Origin of the sequence: Pelomonas aquatica (genome assembly GCF_026712205.1) — a bacterium.
GTDB lineage: Bacteria > Pseudomonadota > Gammaproteobacteria > Burkholderiales > Burkholderiaceae_C > Pelomonas > Pelomonas aquatica.
Genome location: NZ_JAPPUW010000014.1, coordinates 101,990 through 117,080 on the forward strand (window position 1 = coordinate 101,990; position 15,091 = coordinate 117,080).

The following is a 15,091-nucleotide window of genomic DNA, read 5'->3' on the forward strand; positions in this document are numbered from 1 at the left end:
AAGCAACGGACTTTACGCGGCACCATTCACGGCCAGCCCGCTAGACCGCGCAGCCGGCCTCGGGCCGAGCGCCGGCCGCGCGATAGCGCACCGCCGTCATCTCGGCCAGGATGCTGAGCGCGATCTCCGGCGGCGTGCGCGCGCCGATGTCCAGGCCCACGGGGCCGTGCAGGCGGTCGAGCTGTTCGGCCGTCAGCCCGAAATGCTCGGCCAGCCGCGCGCGCCGCTTGGCCTGGTTCACGCGCGAGCCGATGGCGCCGACGTAGAAGGCCGCGCCGCGCAGGGCCTCCATCAGCGCGAGGTCGTCCAGCTTGGGGTCGTGGGTGAGTGCCACGATGGCGGTCGCGCCGTCGGGCTTGAAGGCGGTGACGACGTCGTCCGGCATGTCGCGCGTCAGCGTGACGCCGGCGATCACGAAGCCGTCGGCGTACTCGGCACGCGGGTCGCAGACCGTCACGCCATAGCCCAGGGCCAGGGCCATCTGCGCGAGGTAGTCGGTCATCTGGCCGGCGCCGATGACCAGCAGCCGCCATTGCGGGCCATGGTGGCTGACGAGTCGGGTGGCGGTCAGCACCAGTGCGTCGGCGCCCGGCTCGGCGTCGGCCAGCGTGGCGGCGCCGCTGGCGAGATCCAGCATGCGCCGCACGCGCTCGCCGTGCTCCAGCCGCGCGAGCAGCTCGTCGACGGCCGACTGCGGCCCCAGCGGCTCCAGCATCAGCTCCAGCGTGCCGCCGCAGGGCAGGCCGAAGCGGCGCGCCTCCTCGGCGCCGACGCCATAGCGCAGCGGCGTGGGCCTGTCCAGCTTCAGGCTGCCGGCGCGCAGCTGGGCGACGAGGTCGTCCTCGATGCAGCCGCCGGACACCGAGCCGGCGATCAGCCCGTCGTCCCGCACGGCCACCAGCGAGCCCACCGGCCGTGGCGCCGAACCCCAGGTGCGGGTGATGGTGCCCAGCACGACGCCGCGCGCCTCGGCCCGCCAGCCGGCGGCCGTGCGCAGCACGCCGAGATCGAGGTTGTCCATGGCTTGCTTATCCCCAGCATGTATTTCCACTAGGGTAATCGGCAATCACAAGCCTTGCCGGCCGGGCCAGCATCGTCCCCACAACCACGGAGACCAGCGATGAAGATCCAGCTCACGGTCAATGGCCGTGCCGTCAGCCGCGACGTGACTCCCGACCGGCTGCTGGTGCAGCTGCTGCGCGAAGACCTGGCCCTGACCGGCACCCATGTCGGCTGCGACACCGCGCAGTGCGGCGCCTGCACCGTCCACCTCGACGGCCGCGCCGTGAAGGCCTGCAATCTGCTGGCCGTGCAGGCCGACGGCACCGGCATCACCACCATCGAGGGCCTGGCCGCCGCCGGCGGCGCGCTGCACCCCATGCAGGCCGCCTTCAAGGACTGCCACGGCCTGCAATGCGGCTTCTGCACGCCGGGCATGGTCATGAGCGCCGTGGACCTGGTGCAGCACCACGACTGCGGCAGCGAGGCCGCCATCCGCGAGGGGCTGGAGGGCAACCTCTGCCGCTGCACCGGCTACCAGAACATCGTGCGGGCCGTGCAGGCCGGCGCACAGGCGATGAAGGAGGCCTGAGCATGAACGCGCCCGACAAGACCGGCCTCATCGGCCAGAGCGTCAAGCGCCGCGAGGACGCGCGCTTCCTGACCGGCCGCGGCCAGTACACCGACGACATCGTGCTGCCGCGCCAGACCTATGGCGTCTTCGTGCGCAGCGCCTACGCGCATGCGCGGCTCAGGCGCGTGGACACGGCCGCCGCCCAGGCCGCGCCGGGCGTGCTGGGCGTCTACACCGGCGAGCACTTCCGCGCCGTCGGCGGCCTGCCCTGCGGCTGGCTCATCACCAGCACCGACGGCCAGCCGATGAAGGAGCCCAAGCACCCCATCCTGGCGGACGGCAAGGTGCGCTACGTGGGCGACGCGCTGGCCCTGGTCGTGGCCGAGACCCTGGCCGAGGCCAAGGCCGCGGCGGCGCTGGTGGACGTGGACTACGACGAGCTGCCCGCCGTGGCCGACACTGCCACCGCCGCCGGCCATGCCGGCCGCGTGCACGACGAGGCGCCGGACAACCGCTGCTACACCTGGGGTTGCGGTGACAAGGCCGCGACCGACGCCGCCATGGCCGGCGCCGCCCACGTCACGCGGCTGCAGTTCCGCAACAACCGCCTGATCCCCAACGCCATCGAGCCGCGCGCGGCCAACGCCAGCTACAATCCGGCGGACGACGCCTACACCCTCTACGTCGCCAACCAGAACCCGCACGTCGAGCGCCTCCTGATGTGCGCCTTCGTGCTCGGCATCCCCGAGCACAAGCTGCGCGTCGTCGCGCCCGACGTGGGCGGCGGTTTCGGCTCCAAGATCTTCCTCTACGCCGAGGAGACGGCGCTGGTCTGGGCCAGCAGGAAGCTGGGCCGGCCGATCAAGTGGACGGCCGAGCGCAGCGAGAGCTTTTTGTCCGACGCCCATGGCCGCGACCATGTCACGACGGCCGAGCTGGCCACCGGCAAGGACGGCGCCTTCCTCGCGATGCGCGTGCACACGACGGCCAACCTGGGCGCCTATCTGTCCACCTTCGCGTCCTGCGTGCCGACCATCCTCTACGCGACGCTGCTGGCCGGCCAGTACAAGACGCCCAGGATCTACGCCGAGGTCACCGGCGTGTTCACCAACACCGCGCCGGTGGACGCCTACCGCGGCGCCGGCCGGCCCGAGGCGACCTATGTCGTCGAGCGCCTGGTGGAGACGGCCGCCCACGAGCTCGGCATCGACCCGGCCGAGCTGCGCCGCCGCAACTTCATCAAGGAGTTTCCGTACGCCACGCCCGTGGGCCTGACCTACGACACCGGCGACTACGACGCGACGCTGACCCAGGTGCAGAAGATCGCCGACGTGGCCGGCTTCGCGTCGCGCAAGGCCGTGAGCGCCGCCAAGGGCCTGCGGCGCGGCCTCGGCTACTCGACCTATATCGAGGCCTGCGGCCTGGCGCCGTCCAACATCGCCGGCGCTCTGGGCGCGCGCGCCGGCCTGTTCGAAGCCGGCGAGGTGCGCGTGCACCCGACCGGCAAGGTCACCGTCTTCACCGGCAGCCACTCGCACGGCCAGGGCCATGAGACCACCTTCGCCCAGGTCGTGGCCGACCGCCTCGGCATCCCGCTGGACGACGTCGACATCCAGCACGGCGACACGGGCAAGGTGCTGTTCGGCATGGGCACCTACGGCAGCCGCTCGCTGGCCGTGGGCGGCACGGCCATCCTGAAGGCGGTGGACAAGGTCATCGCCAAGGGCCGCAAGATCGCGGCCCACCTGCTGGAGGCCGGCGAGGGCGACATCGAGTTCAGCAACGGCGAATACCGCGTCGCCGGCACCGACCGCGTCGTGCCCTTCGCGCAGGTGTCGCTGACGGCCTATGTGCCGCACAACTACCCGCTCGACAAGCTGGAGCCGGGCCTCAACGAGAACGCCTTCTACGACCCCAGCAACTTCACCTACCCGGCCGGCAGCTATGTCTGCGAGGTGGAGGTGGACCCGGCCACCGGCGTCGTGCGCGTGGACCGCTTCAGCGCCGTGGACGACTTCGGCAACATCGTCAACCCGATGATCGTCGAGGGCCAGGTGCACGGCGGCCTGGCCCAGGGCATCGGCCAGGCACTGCTGGAGCACGGCGTCTACGACGCGGAATCCGGCCAGCTGCTGTCGGGCAGCTATATGGACTACGCGATGCCGCGCGCCGACGACCTGCCCAGCTTCAATGTGCAGACCGCCAAGGGCACGCCCTGCACGCACAACCCGCTGGGCGTGAAGGGCTGCGGCGAGGCCGGCGCCATCGGTTCGCCGGCCGCCGTCGTCAACGCGATCTGCGACGCCATCGGCGTGAAGGACCTGCCCATGCCGGCCACGCCCTGCACGGTCTGGACGGCCCTGCAGACGGCCAACTGAGGAGATGACGATGAACTACCAAGCCGCATCCTCCGTCGCCGCGGCCCGCCTGGGCGCCGACGACAAATTCCTGGCCGGCGGCCAGTCGCTGCTCGGCGCGATCAAGCTGGGCCTGGCCGCACCGGCCGGCCTCGTCGACGTGCGCCGCCTGCCCGAGCTGCAGGGCATCACGGTGGGTGGTGGCGCCGTCCGCATCGGCGCCGCGACGACGCATGCCACGGTGGCCGCATCGGCCGACGTGGGCCGGGCCATCCCGGCCCTGGCCGACCTCGCCGGCCGCATCGGCGACCGCCAGGTGCGCAATGCCGGCACGCTGGGCGGCAGCCTCGCCAACAACGACCCGGCCGCCTGCTACCCGGCCGCGGTGCTGGCCTTGAGCGCCACCGTCCACACGAATCGCCGCGACCTCGCGGCCGACGACTTCTTCCAGGGCCTGTTCACGACCGCGCTGGAAGACGGCGAGCTGATCACCGCGGTCAGCTTCCCCTGCCCGAAGGCGGCCGGCTGGCAGAAGTTCAAGCAGCCGGCCTCGCGCTTCTCGCTGGTGGGCGTGTTCGTCGCCCGCTTCGACGCCGGCGTGCGCGTGGCCGTCACCGGCGCCGGGCCGGGCGTGTTTCGCTGCCGCGAACTGGAGACGGCGCTGGCCCGCGACTGGAGCCCGGCCGCCGCGCGCGCCGTCAAGGTCGATGCCGCCGGGCTGAACCACGACCTGCACGGCACGGCCGACTACCGCGCCGCGCTGATTCCCGAGCTGGCGGCGAGGGCAGTGGCGGCGGCCTGAGGTCCGCAACGGATAGAACGGGAGTATTTCGGGCCGAGCGCCGGGCCGCTCCCAAGCCGGCCCGCCTGAGGCTGTTTGCGGCTCAATGCCGCAAACAGCCTTGTCCCCGCGGGGGACCGACCAGGCTCGCCCGCGTTCAGCGTGGCGAGATTGGGCGAGGGGCAGTTTCATCGCCTTCCGGCGTCATCAGGCCGATCAGCTCCTTGGCGAAGGCGAGCGCCTCCTCCGGCAGCTCGAAGTGCATCTCGTTGTTCAGCTCGACGACGTCGCCGTCCGGCCCCTTGTGCACGACGGACCAGCCGCCCGCGCCGCCGTCGATGGCGAGCACGCCGAACTGGCCCGGCAGCAGATCCCGGGCGCTGCCGCCGGTGATGACGATGTCGCGGCCGAGGTGGGAGTGGTAGCGTTTCATCGACTTCATTTTCAAGGAGACCCGCCATGAAGGCAGTCTGGAACGGCGTGACCCTGGCCGAGAGCAGCGACACCGTCGTCGTCGAAGGCAACCACTATTTCCCGGCCGAGGCGCTGAACAAGCAGTACACGACGTTCAGCAACCACGTCAGCCGCTGCCCCTGGAAGGGCGAGGCCAAATACCTGAGCCTGCTGATCAACGGCGAGATGAACCCGGACGCGGTCTGGTACTACCCCGACCCGCTGCCCGCGGCGGCCGAGATCAAGGGCCGCTACGCGTTCTGGAAGGGCGTCAAGGTCACGGAGTGAGCCCCTGCGGCAGCAGCGCCCACAGCCGCAGCGGCTGCTTGGTGCGGCCGGCGCGCAGCGCGGCATCGTCGCCCCAGCCCCAGAACAGGTCGGCGCGCACGGCGCCCTGGATGGCGCCGCCGGTGTCCTGGGCCAGCACGAGGCGGCGCAGCGGCGCGGCGGCGGCGCCCGGCGACCAGGGCTCGGTGCTGTCCAGCCACAGCGGCGTGCCCAGGCCGATGACGGCCCTGTCCACCGCGACGGAGCGGCCCGGCACCAGCGGCAGGCCCTGGGCACCGCGCGGGCCTTGCGACGCGTCCGCCAGCGCCTCCTCGCGGAAGTAGACGACGCGCGGGTTCACGGCCAGCGCGTCGCGCACCCGGCCCGGGTTGCGGCGCGCCCAGTCGCGCAGGCTGGGCGGCGTCGCATCGCCGACCTCGCCGCGCTCCAGCAGCGCGCGCACGACCGACTGGAAGGGCTGGTCGTTGTGGCCGGCAAAGGCGACGCGGCTGACGCGTTCGGCGCCGCCGTTCGCGTCGCGCATGACGAGGCGGCCCGAGCCCTGCACCTGCAGCTGCAGCAGCGCGAAGGGGTCGTCGAGATAGGCCAGCGCGGCGAAGCGCGGGTCGGCGTCGCTGTCGCGGCGCGGCAGGCGGCGCAGCGCGGGGTCTGCGGGCAGCGCGAGCAGCGGCCACTGGAAGACGCCCTGGCGCACGCGGCTGGCGACCAGCTGGGGCTCGAAATAGCCGGTCAGCAGGCCGGTCGCCTCGCCACCGTCGGCGGCCAGCCGCCAGGGGCGCAGATGCTTCATCAGGAAGAGCGTGGCCTCGGTCGCGTCGGCCGGCGCCTGCTGTGCGGCGCGGGCGCAGAACTCGGCCCAGCCGGGCGCGGGGCGCTGGCAGTTGGCCAGCAGGGCCGGCCAGGCGGCGAGCAGGTCGTCGCTGCTGCCCCAGCCGGGCAGGTCCCGCCAGTCGACGGCGGCCCAGCGCGCCGCGCTCGCCCGCGGCATGGGCGCCGCCGCGGGCGGTGCCTGCAGCGGCGGCGACGAACAGGCCGCCAGGCTTCCTAGAATCGCGGCCAGTCCCCCACGCGCCCACCACCCCATGCTGCTCCTCGCCCTCGAAGCCCTCGGCGCGCTGCTGATCTTCGTGTTCATCGTCTGGTGGACCATGTTCTCCGGCCGCGACAAGGGCGAGCGCCGCGAGGACTAGCGCGGCGGAATCAGGAAACTCAGCGGCTCGCGCCACAGCCGCGCCCGGATCGCCGCATTGACGCGCCGCCGGTCGGCCAGGCGGATGCCGCGCGAGCGCAGCGCCACCTTGAAGGCGCAGAAGAAGCTGACGCCGACGTTGAGCACGCCGATGCCGGCGATGCAGATCACGCAGGACCAGAACGCCCAGGTCGTCATCACGCCGAAACCCAGCGCGCCGACGGCCGCGGCAAGCTGGCCGGTGCCCAGCGTGACGTGGCGCACCTCCAGGGCCAGGCCGAAGAAGCCGGTCAGCGCCGGCACCAGGCCCAGCATCAGGCCCAGGCTGGTGTTGGCCGCCAGGCCCGAGATATTGGCCCGCCACCAGCGCGACCAGCGCTGCGCGCGGGCGCGGCCGAGCGTGGCGACGATGCGCGGGTTCCAGGCGATGGCGCTGTCCAGGCGGTGGAAAACGAACCAGTTCTCCACCCAGCCGGCGATCAGGCTGGACGCGAACAGCAGCACGCCGGTGAAGGCCGCGAACAGCAGCGAGGGGCCGGCCAGGCTCAGCGACTGCAGCACATAGTGGGCCTCCCTCTCGCCCACCGGCGGCGCGCCGAAGGCGGCGCGGCAGATCAGCTGCACGGCCAGCACGACGGGCGCCGCCAGCGCGAGGTTGCCGACGATGCCGGCCACCTGCGAGCGCACGAGGTGGGCCACCTCGTCGACGAAGCCCTGCAGGTTGTCGTCACGCTCGATGTGCAGCAGCTTGTGGGCCATGGCCGGCGCCGTCATGGCCGGCTGCTTGGTGGCCACGGTCCAGTGCAGCAGGTGGATGAGGACGAAGCTGAGCGCGTAGTTCACGCCGGCCCAGAAGCCGCCCCAGAAGGCCGTGAAACCCAGCAGCGCGATGAAGAACTTGACGAAGGTGGTGCCGGCGATCACGGCGCCGCCGCCGGCCGCGCGCCCGAGCATGTCGCGGTATTCGTCGCGGTTGCGGGTGATGTAGTGCTCGCCGGTCTCGGCGCTGCGCTCGGCCAGCTTGCGCGCCAGCAGCGAGTAGTGGCTCGCGAACAGCGTGCGCAGGCTGCGCCGCTCGTGCACGACGCGCACCAGGCCGGCGACCAGGCGCAGCAGCTCGCGCTGCGGCTCGCGCGACACCAGGCAGGCCAGCAGCGCCTCGATGCGGTCCAGCCGCGCGGTGAGCTGCTCGACGGTGAACATCAGGTCCACCGACACGCCATGGGTCTCGAGGTGCTCGGGCACGGTCAGCGCGGCGGCACGGCAGCGGTCCAGCAGCGCGCGCAGGTATTGCAGCGGCGGCCCGGGCGCGTCGGCCGCGCCCGGCTGCAGCGCGCGCTCGACGGCCTCCCAGGCCGCCGGCAGCTGGTGGAAGGGCCGGTCCTGCAGCAGCGGCTCGTCCATGCGCACGCGCAGCATCCCGGACAGGCCGGCCGCATGCACGCTGCTGACGAGCACGGTGACCGCGGCACGCGCCTCGACGCGCCAGCCGTCGTCCGGCGTGGCGGCGAACAGCAGGCTCAGCCGGCCGAGCAGCTCGTCGTCGATGGCGGCGATCCAGTCCTCGTCGGCACGGTCGCCGAACAGCAGCTCGAACAGCGCCGCGAGGTCGCGCGTGTCGGTGGTGGCCGGCAGCAGGCGGCGGCGCAGCCGGCCCAGGAACTCATGCCACAGCGCCATGCGCGGCGCAAAGCCGACCTCGGCGAACAGGCTGACCGCGTCGACGTCGTTCCAGACGCCGGCGATGACGGCCGAGAAGCGGCGGGCGTGGTCGGGGTGGCGCTCCAGCACGTTGAGCAGATGCTTGAGGCGCACGACCGGCCGCAGCGTGCCCGACGGGATCTGCTCGCGCGGCGCGGCATGGCGCAGCCATTCCAGCAGCCGCACCAGCCACAGGTTGCGCTCGGCCAGCGCGGCCTGAGGATCGGCCGCGTTGAGCAGGGCGGTGAGGTCCCAGCTCAATGCAGGGAGGCGCTGTCGGCGAGCAGGAACTCGTCGACCTCGGCATGAAAGACCTCGCAGCCTTCGGTCACGCACAGGAAGCGCCCGCGCATCGTGCCCTGGGGCGTGCCGATCTGGGCCCAGGAGCTGTACTGGAAGCTCTGGCCCGGCGCCAGCACCGGCTGGTGGCCGACGACCGCCAGCCCGTCGACGACCTGCACCTGGCCGCGCGCGTCGGTGATCTCCCAGTGCCGGCCGATGAGCTGGGCCAGCACGTCGCCGGTGTTCTCGATCGTGATCGTGTAGCTGTAGGCGTACAGGCCCTGCTCGAGATGAGTCTGCTCGGGCAGGGCCTGCACCGCGGCGCCGCAGCTGAAACGGGGGGTGGCCATGGGAAGATTATCGGGCCCGAACGCTATGCTCGGGCGTATCTCCGTCGAGATGCGCGATCCTAAGTGCTGCACTGTCTCTGCCCGCCGGGCGCACTGCTGGGCCCGGCGAAGAGCCGCAGCCGACATGGCCATCGCCGACACCTCCCCATGAAACCCCTCTACCTCCCTCCCGACGGCCGGCCGCGCTGCGCCTGGTGCGCCGCCGCGCCCGGCGACGAGACCTATCTGCGCTACCACGACGAGGAATGGGGCAGCCCCGTGGCCGACGACTTCCGGCTGTTCGAGAAGCTCTGCCTGGAGGGCTTCCAGAGCGGCCTGTCGTGGCGGACCATCCTGAACAAGCGCGAGGCCTTCCGCGCGGCCTTCGCAGGCTTCGACTACCACCGGGTGGCCCGCTTCGGCGCGGCCGACGTGGCGCGGCTGCTGGCCGATGCCGGCATCGTGCGCCATCGCGGCAAGATCGAAGCGGCCATCCACAACGCCGGGCGCTGCGTGGAGCTGGTCGCCGCCGAGGGCTCGCTCGCCGCCTATCTGTGGCGCTTCGAGCCGCCGAAGAACTCGGTGGCGCACAACCTGGCGCAGTCGGCACCCTCCGAGGCGCTGTCCAAGGACTTGAAGAAGCGCGGCTGGAAGTTCGTCGGCCCGACGACGATGCATGCGCTGATGCAGGCCATGGGCCTCATCAACGACCACCAGCCCGGCTGCCATCACTGGGCCGAGGCGCAGAAGGCGCGCGACCGGTTCAAGAGGCCCGGAATCTAGAATTGCGGGCTATGTCTGCCCGCCAACACTTCATCGCCCCCAGCCTGCTGTCCGCCGATTTCGCCCGCCTGGGCGAGGAGGTGAGGAACGTGCTGGCCGCCGGCGCCGACTGGATCCACTTCGACGTGATGGACAACCATTACGTGCCCAACCTGACCTTCGGGCCGATGGTCTGCGAGGCGCTGCGCCAGCACGCGGTCAAGCCCGACGGCAGCCCGGCCGTCATCGACGTGCACCTGATGGTGCAGCCCGTCGACAGCCTGGCCCAGGCCTTCTGCCGCGCCGGCGCCGACATGGTGAGCTTCCACCCCGAGGCCAGCGCCCACGTCGACCGCACGCTGCAGCTCATCAAGGGCGAGGGCAAGCAGGCCGGCCTGGTCTTCAACCCGGCCACGCCGCTGGACGTGCTGGAGTGGGTCATCGACAAGGTCGACATGGTGCTGCTGATGAGCGTGAACCCCGGCTTCGGCGGCCAGAGCTTCATCCCGACGGCACTGCAGAAGCTGCAGAAGGCGCGCGAGATCATCGCCAGGAGCGGCCGCGACATCCGGCTGGAGATCGACGGCGGCGTCAAGGTCGACAACATCCGCGAGATCGCCGCGGCGGGTGCCGACACCTTCGTCGCCGGCTCGGCCATCTTCGGCAAGGCCGACTACAAATCGGTGATCGACGCGATGCGCGCCGAACTCGCCAAGACCTGAAGCCATGGCCGCCATCCTGCTCGTCTGCACCGCCAACATCTGCCGCTCGCCGATGGCCGAGGCCGTCTTCAAGGCCAGGCTGGGTGATGTGTTCAAGACCATCGCCTCGGCCGGCGTGCATGCCGACCCGCGCGGCGGCCCGGTGGATGCGCGCGCCGCGGCGGCCCTGGCCCGCCACAACTACAGCCTGGACCGCAAATGGCGCTCGCGCCGCGCCGACCCGGAGCAGCTCGGCCAGTACGACCTCGTGCTGGCGATGGAGGCCGAGCATGTGGAGGCGCTGCGCGGCCAGGCCGCACCCGAGCTGCGTGCCCGCATCCTGATGCTGACCGACTTCGTGCCCGAGCTGGCCGGCCAGAACGTCCCCGACCCCTACTTCGGCCCGGCCCAGGGCTTCGACGCCGTCATCGGCATGATCGAGCGCGCCGCCGGCAGCCTGCAGATGGCCGCCCGCGAGGGCCGCCTCAAGTTGGCCTGATCAGGCGGCTCGCGCCGCGAACTCGGCGACCTCGCGCGGGTTCAGCCATGCAGCGCGCGCGCCAGCCGCGCGCCGGCCAGCGCGTTGTGCTTCACGAGGGCGATGTTGGTGGCCAGGCTGCGCCCGCCCGTCAGCGCCTTGATGCGCGCCAGCAGGAAGGGCGTGATGGCCTTGCCCTGGATGCCCTGGGCCTCGGCCTCGGCCAGGGCCTGGGCGGTGATCGCGGCGATCTCCTCGCGGGGCATGGCCTGGGCCGCCGGCACGGGGTTGCTGACGACGACGCCGCCGCCCAGGCCCAGCGCCCATTTGGCGCGGATGAAGCGGGCCTGCTCGGCCGCATCGTCCATGCGGAAATCGGCCCTGAGGCCGCTGTCGGGCGTGAAGAAGGCGGCGAAATTGTGCTGGCCGATGGAGAGCACCGGCACGCCGTGGGTCTCCAGGTATTCCAGCGTCAGCGCGAGGTCGAGGATGGACTTGGCGCCGGCGCAGACCACGGCCACCGGCGTGCGCGCCAGCTCCTGCAGGTCGGCCGAGATGTCGAAGCTGTCGGCGCCGCCGCGGTGCACGCCGCCGATGCCGCCGGTCACGAAGACCTCGATGCCGGCCAGCTGGGCGCAGATCATCGTCGCGGCCACCGTCGTCGCGCCCAGGCGGCCGGTGGCGATGGCATAGGGCAGGTCGCGGCGGCTGAGCTTCATCGCATCGGGCGACTGCGCCAACTGCTGCAGCTCGGCAGCGGTCAGGCCGACGCGGATGCGCCCCGCCATTACGGCGATGGTGGCCGGCACGGCGCCCTCGGCGCGGATGAGGTCCTCGACCTCGCGGGCCGTGTCGAGGTTCTGCGGCCAGGGCATGCCGTGGGCAATGATGGTGGATTCCAGCGCGACGACGGGCCGGCCCTCGGCGCGGGCCGCGGCGACTTCGGGCGAGAGTTGGATCAGTTCGTTCATCGTTCTTCCAGGAAGCGGGGGGTCAGTTCGGGGTGGACGCTGGCCTCGGTCTGCAGCGTCAGCGCGGCCAGGTCCAGGCCTAGGCGGGCCGCGGCGTCGAAGTCGCCGCCGTCGCGCAGCAGGGCCGCGCAGACGCCGGCCGCCAGCGCATCGCCCGCGCCGGTCACGTCGACGATGTCGACCGCCGGCGCCGGCCAGTGGCGCGGCGCCCAGCCGGCCTCGCTGAGCAGCAGGCCCTGCGCACCGCGGGACACGAGCACGCGGGCCACGCCGCGCGCATGCAGGGCCGCGAAGGCCGCGGCCGGTTCGGCGGCCACGGTGCCGAGTTCGCCGGCGTTCAGCATCAGCAGGTGCAGGCCGGCGAGGGACTCCGGCAGGCGCGCCATCTTGGCCTCGGACACGGCCACGCCCACCAGGGGCACGCCGCCGTCGCGCGCCTCGGCCAGCAGCAGCGGCCAGGCAGCGGCGGGCAGGTTGCCGTCGGCGACGACCAGGGCCGCGCCCGCGCGCAGCGCCCGGCTGGCCGCCAGCGCCGGCGGACCGAGGCCGTCGACCAGCGGCATGGCCGCCAGGCCCAGCGCCAGGCTGCCGTCGGGCGCCAGCACGGCCGTGTAGCTGTCGCTGGCGTGGCGGCGCCGCTGGATGACGGCGCGCGTGTCGATGCCGACTTCGGCAGCCTGCGCCAGCAGCAGACGGCCGCCGGCGTCGTCGCCGACCGCCGCGACCAGCGCCACCGGCAGGCCCAGGCGCGCGAGGTTCTCGGCCACGTTGCGCACGACGCCGCCGGGCGTCTCATGCGCCTCGCAGGGATTGGACGAGGCCGGCAGAGCCTCGGCCAGCAGACGCAGCTTGCGGTCGATGTTGAGGCCGCCGATGCAGACGACGGGGGCGGCGCAAGGGCTCATCGCGCAATTCTAGGAAGGCCTTGCGGGCTGGCGGCAGCCGGCCTGCGCCTCCGGCCAGGCCAGCGCGGATCGTGTCCGCATCGGTCCGCACCTTCAGGCCGCCGGGCCAGAGCCCGGCTGGGCGGCACCTCCAGAAGGTTCAGAGTCGACAGTCGAAATTCCGTCGAATTTCACGCCAACTTCGCGTAAACCCCAGACACACTTCGCTGCCGCCATGAGCCTGACGGCCGCGGCAGCATGGGCTTATTCCGGTTTTGCATGACCCCACCGATCCCGGTGGTTACGGCGTGATTACATTGGATTCGACAATCCTGGCCCCAGCCCGGTGTGCTTGGGCCAGCTCCGGTGGCTGACCCAAACACATCACCATGATCGGAGCTTCCACCATGAACCAACCCGCGATGCAGGGCCTGCGTCTGAACCTGCCTGCCTACGTCAAACACGCCCGGCTGATCGCCTGGGTGGCCGAGATCGCGGCGCTGACCGAGGCGGCCGACGTCTACTGGTGCGACGGCAGCACCGACGAATACCAGCGCCTGTGCGACAAGCTCGTCGCCGCCGGTACCTTCAAGAAACTCAACCCCGCGCTGCGCCCCGGCAGCTATCTGGCCAACTCCGACCCGAGCGATGTCGCCCGCGTCGAGGACCGCACCTTCATCTGCTCCGAGAACAAGGATGACGCCGGCGCCACCAACAACTGGATGGCCCCGGCCGAGATGCGCGCGCTGCTGCAGACCGGCGACAAGGCCTTGTTCAAGGGCTGCATGCGCGGCCGCACGCTCTACGTCGTGCCGTTCAGCATGGGGCCGCTGGGCTCGCCGATCGCCCACATCGGCGTGGAGCTGAGCGACAGCCCCTACGTCGCCGTCAACATGCGCACGATGACGCGCATGGGCCGCGCGGTCATCGAGCTGCTCGGCGCGGACGGCGACTTCGTGCCCTGCGTGCACACCGTGGGCGCGCCGCTGGAGGCCGGCCAGGCCGACGTGAGCTGGCCCTGCAACACCACCAAGTACATCGTCCACTACCCCGAGACGCGCGAGATCTGGAGCTATGGCTCGGGCTATGGCGGCAATGCGCTGCTGGGCAAGAAGTGCTTCGCGCTGCGCATCGCGTCCACGATGGGCCGCGACCAGGGCTGGCTGGCCGAGCACATGCTGATCCTGGGCGTCGAGAGCCCGGCGGGCAGGAAGTACCACGTCGCCGCCGCCTTCCCGAGCGCCTGCGGCAAGACCAATTTCTCGATGCTGGTGCCACCCAAGGGCTTCGAGGGCTGGAAGGTCACGACCATCGGCGACGACATCGCCTGGATCAAGCCGGGGGCCGACGGCAGGCTCTACGCGATCAACCCCGAGGCCGGCTATTTCGGCGTCGCGCCGGGCACCAACCACAAGACCAATCCCAACTGCATGGCCAGCCTGGACCGCGACGTGATCTTCACGAACGTCGCGCTGACCGATGACGGCGACGTCTGGTGGGAAGGCATGGAGGCCGATACGGCCGACAAGGCCCTGCCCGCCCACCTGATCGACTGGCAGGGCAAGGACTGGACGCCCGCCATCGCGAAGGAGACCGGCGCCAAGGCTGCCCACCCGAACGCACGCTTCACGGTGGCCGCGACCAACAACCCGGCGCTGGACACCAACTGGGACAACCCGGCCGGCGTGGCCATCGATGCCTTCATCTTCGGCGGCCGCCGCTCCACCACGGTGCCGCTGGTGACCGAGGCGCGCAACTGGACCGAAGGCGTCTACATGGCCGCCACGATGGGCTCCGAGACCACCGCCGCCGCGGCCGGCCAGCAGGGCGTCGTGCGCCGCGACCCGTTCGCGATGCTGCCCTTCATGGGCTACAACATGGCCGACTACTTCCAGCACTGGCTCAGCCTGGGCGCCAAGCTGCAGGCAGTCTGTGAAAAAACAGGCGCCAAGCTGCCGGCCATCTACTGCGTCAACTGGTTCCGCAAGGGCGCCGACGGCAAGTTCGTCTGGCCCGGCTACGGTGAGAACATGCGCGTGCTGAAGTGGATGCTGGACCGCATCGACGGCGGCGGCCATGGCGGCGAGCACCTCTTCGGCGTGACGCCCGACTACGCCGACCTGAACTGGCAGGGCCTGGACTTCAGCGCCGACCAGTTCGACACCGTGACCCGCATCGACGCCGCCGAGTGGCAGGCGGAGATGAAGCTGCACGACGCGCTGTTCGCCCAGCTCGGCGCCAAGGTGCCGGCCCAGCTGCAGCAGATCAAGGCAGCCATCGAGGCCAGGCTGGCCGAGCTCGGCTGACCGACCCGGCCGCAATGCACAACGGGCGCCTCGGGC

General features: G+C 71.6%; 15 protein-coding genes. 8 read left to right on the forward strand and 7 right to left on the reverse strand.

The features are described 5' to 3' along the window. Positions 1-40: 40 nt before the first annotated feature. Positions 41-1,021, reverse strand: a complete 981-nt coding sequence (locus tag NYP07_RS15955; RefSeq protein ID WP_268152137.1) for an XdhC family protein — start codon at positions 1,019-1,021, stop codon at positions 41-43. 99 nt (positions 1,022-1,120) lie between these two features. Here NYP07_RS15955 and NYP07_RS15960 point away from each other — a divergent pair, with 99 nt between their 5' ends. The 3 genes from NYP07_RS15960 to NYP07_RS15970 are packed head-to-tail and all read left to right on the forward strand — an operon-like array spanning position 1,121 to position 4,732. After that, positions 1,121-1,591, forward strand: a complete 471-nt coding sequence (locus NYP07_RS15960; protein ID WP_268152139.1) for a (2Fe-2S)-binding protein — start codon at positions 1,121-1,123, stop codon at positions 1,589-1,591. A 2-nt stretch (positions 1,592-1,593) separates the two neighbouring features. After that, positions 1,594-3,951, forward strand: a complete 2,358-nt coding sequence (locus tag NYP07_RS15965) for a xanthine dehydrogenase family protein molybdopterin-binding subunit (protein WP_268152141.1) — start codon at positions 1,594-1,596, stop codon at positions 3,949-3,951. 10 nt (positions 3,952-3,961) lie between these two features. Continuing rightward, a complete protein-coding gene (locus tag NYP07_RS15970; protein ID WP_268152143.1) occupies positions 3,962-4,732 on the forward strand; it encodes an FAD binding domain-containing protein in 771 nt (256 codons plus the stop codon). Between the two features lie 136 nt (positions 4,733-4,868). Here NYP07_RS15970 and NYP07_RS15975 read toward each other — a convergent pair whose 3' ends face one another. Next, positions 4,869-5,144, reverse strand: coding sequence for a hypothetical protein (locus NYP07_RS15975; RefSeq protein ID WP_268152144.1), 276 nt, complete (start codon positions 5,142-5,144; stop codon positions 4,869-4,871). 26 nt (positions 5,145-5,170) lie between these two features. Here NYP07_RS15975 and NYP07_RS15980 point away from each other — a divergent pair, with 26 nt between their 5' ends. Continuing rightward, positions 5,171-5,452, forward strand: a complete 282-nt coding sequence (locus tag NYP07_RS15980; RefSeq protein ID WP_268152146.1) for a DUF427 domain-containing protein — start codon at positions 5,171-5,173, stop codon at positions 5,450-5,452. On the opposite strand, the gene NYP07_RS15985 is transcribed toward NYP07_RS15980, so the two are convergent. The 3 genes from NYP07_RS15985 to apaG form a co-directional block, all read right to left on the reverse strand. Continuing rightward, positions 5,442-6,440, reverse strand: coding sequence for an MltA domain-containing protein (locus NYP07_RS15985; protein WP_268152148.1), 999 nt, complete (start codon positions 6,438-6,440; stop codon positions 5,442-5,444). The genes NYP07_RS15980 and NYP07_RS15985 overlap by 11 nt on opposite strands. Positions 6,441-6,638: 198 nt before the next feature. Continuing rightward, positions 6,639-8,603: a site-specific recombinase gene (locus tag NYP07_RS15990; RefSeq protein WP_268152149.1), complete on the reverse strand. Its 1,965-nt coding sequence runs from the start codon at positions 8,601-8,603 to the stop codon at positions 6,639-6,641. After that, the gene (gene apaG, locus NYP07_RS15995; RefSeq protein WP_268152150.1) at positions 8,600-8,974 is read right to left on the reverse strand and encodes a Co2+/Mg2+ efflux protein ApaG; all 375 of its coding nucleotides are present in this window, start codon (positions 8,972-8,974) and stop codon (positions 8,600-8,602) included. The genes NYP07_RS15990 and apaG overlap by 4 nt, the downstream gene beginning before the upstream one ends. Positions 8,975-9,121: 147 nt before the next feature. Here apaG and NYP07_RS16000 point away from each other — a divergent pair, with 147 nt between their 5' ends. From NYP07_RS16000 to NYP07_RS16010, 3 genes are read left to right on the forward strand one after another with little or no spacing between them, the layout of a single operon-like run. After that, entirely contained in the window at positions 9,122-9,736 is a 615-nt protein-coding gene (locus NYP07_RS16000; protein WP_268152152.1) for a DNA-3-methyladenine glycosylase I, read from the forward strand. An 11-nt stretch (positions 9,737-9,747) separates the two neighbouring features. Beyond that, positions 9,748-10,437, forward strand: coding sequence for a ribulose-phosphate 3-epimerase (rpe, locus tag NYP07_RS16005; protein WP_268152153.1), 690 nt, complete (start codon positions 9,748-9,750; stop codon positions 10,435-10,437). A 4-nt stretch (positions 10,438-10,441) separates the two neighbouring features. After that, positions 10,442-10,915: a low molecular weight protein-tyrosine-phosphatase gene (locus tag NYP07_RS16010; RefSeq protein WP_268152155.1), complete on the forward strand. Its 474-nt coding sequence runs from the start codon at positions 10,442-10,444 to the stop codon at positions 10,913-10,915. A gap of 41 nt (positions 10,916-10,956) precedes the next feature. Here the strand turns inward: NYP07_RS16010 and NYP07_RS16015 are convergent, their stop codons facing one another. Together NYP07_RS16015 and NYP07_RS16020 are read right to left on the reverse strand one after the other, a co-directional pair. After that, on the reverse strand, positions 10,957-11,865 hold the full coding sequence (locus NYP07_RS16015; RefSeq protein WP_268152157.1) for a pseudouridine-5'-phosphate glycosidase: 909 nt from the start codon (positions 11,863-11,865) through the stop codon (positions 10,957-10,959). Beyond that, positions 11,862-12,770 carry a carbohydrate kinase family protein gene (locus tag NYP07_RS16020; RefSeq protein ID WP_268152159.1) on the reverse strand — a complete coding sequence of 303 codons (909 nt, stop codon included), beginning with the start codon at positions 12,768-12,770 and terminating at the stop codon, positions 11,862-11,864. The genes NYP07_RS16015 and NYP07_RS16020 overlap by 4 nt, the downstream gene beginning before the upstream one ends. Positions 12,771-13,156: 386 nt before the next feature. Between NYP07_RS16020 and NYP07_RS16025 the strand changes: the two genes are divergently transcribed. Next, on the forward strand, positions 13,157-15,055 hold the full coding sequence (locus tag NYP07_RS16025; RefSeq protein WP_268152160.1) for a phosphoenolpyruvate carboxykinase (GTP): 1,899 nt from the start codon (positions 13,157-13,159) through the stop codon (positions 15,053-15,055). Positions 15,056-15,091: the final 36 nt, after the last annotated feature.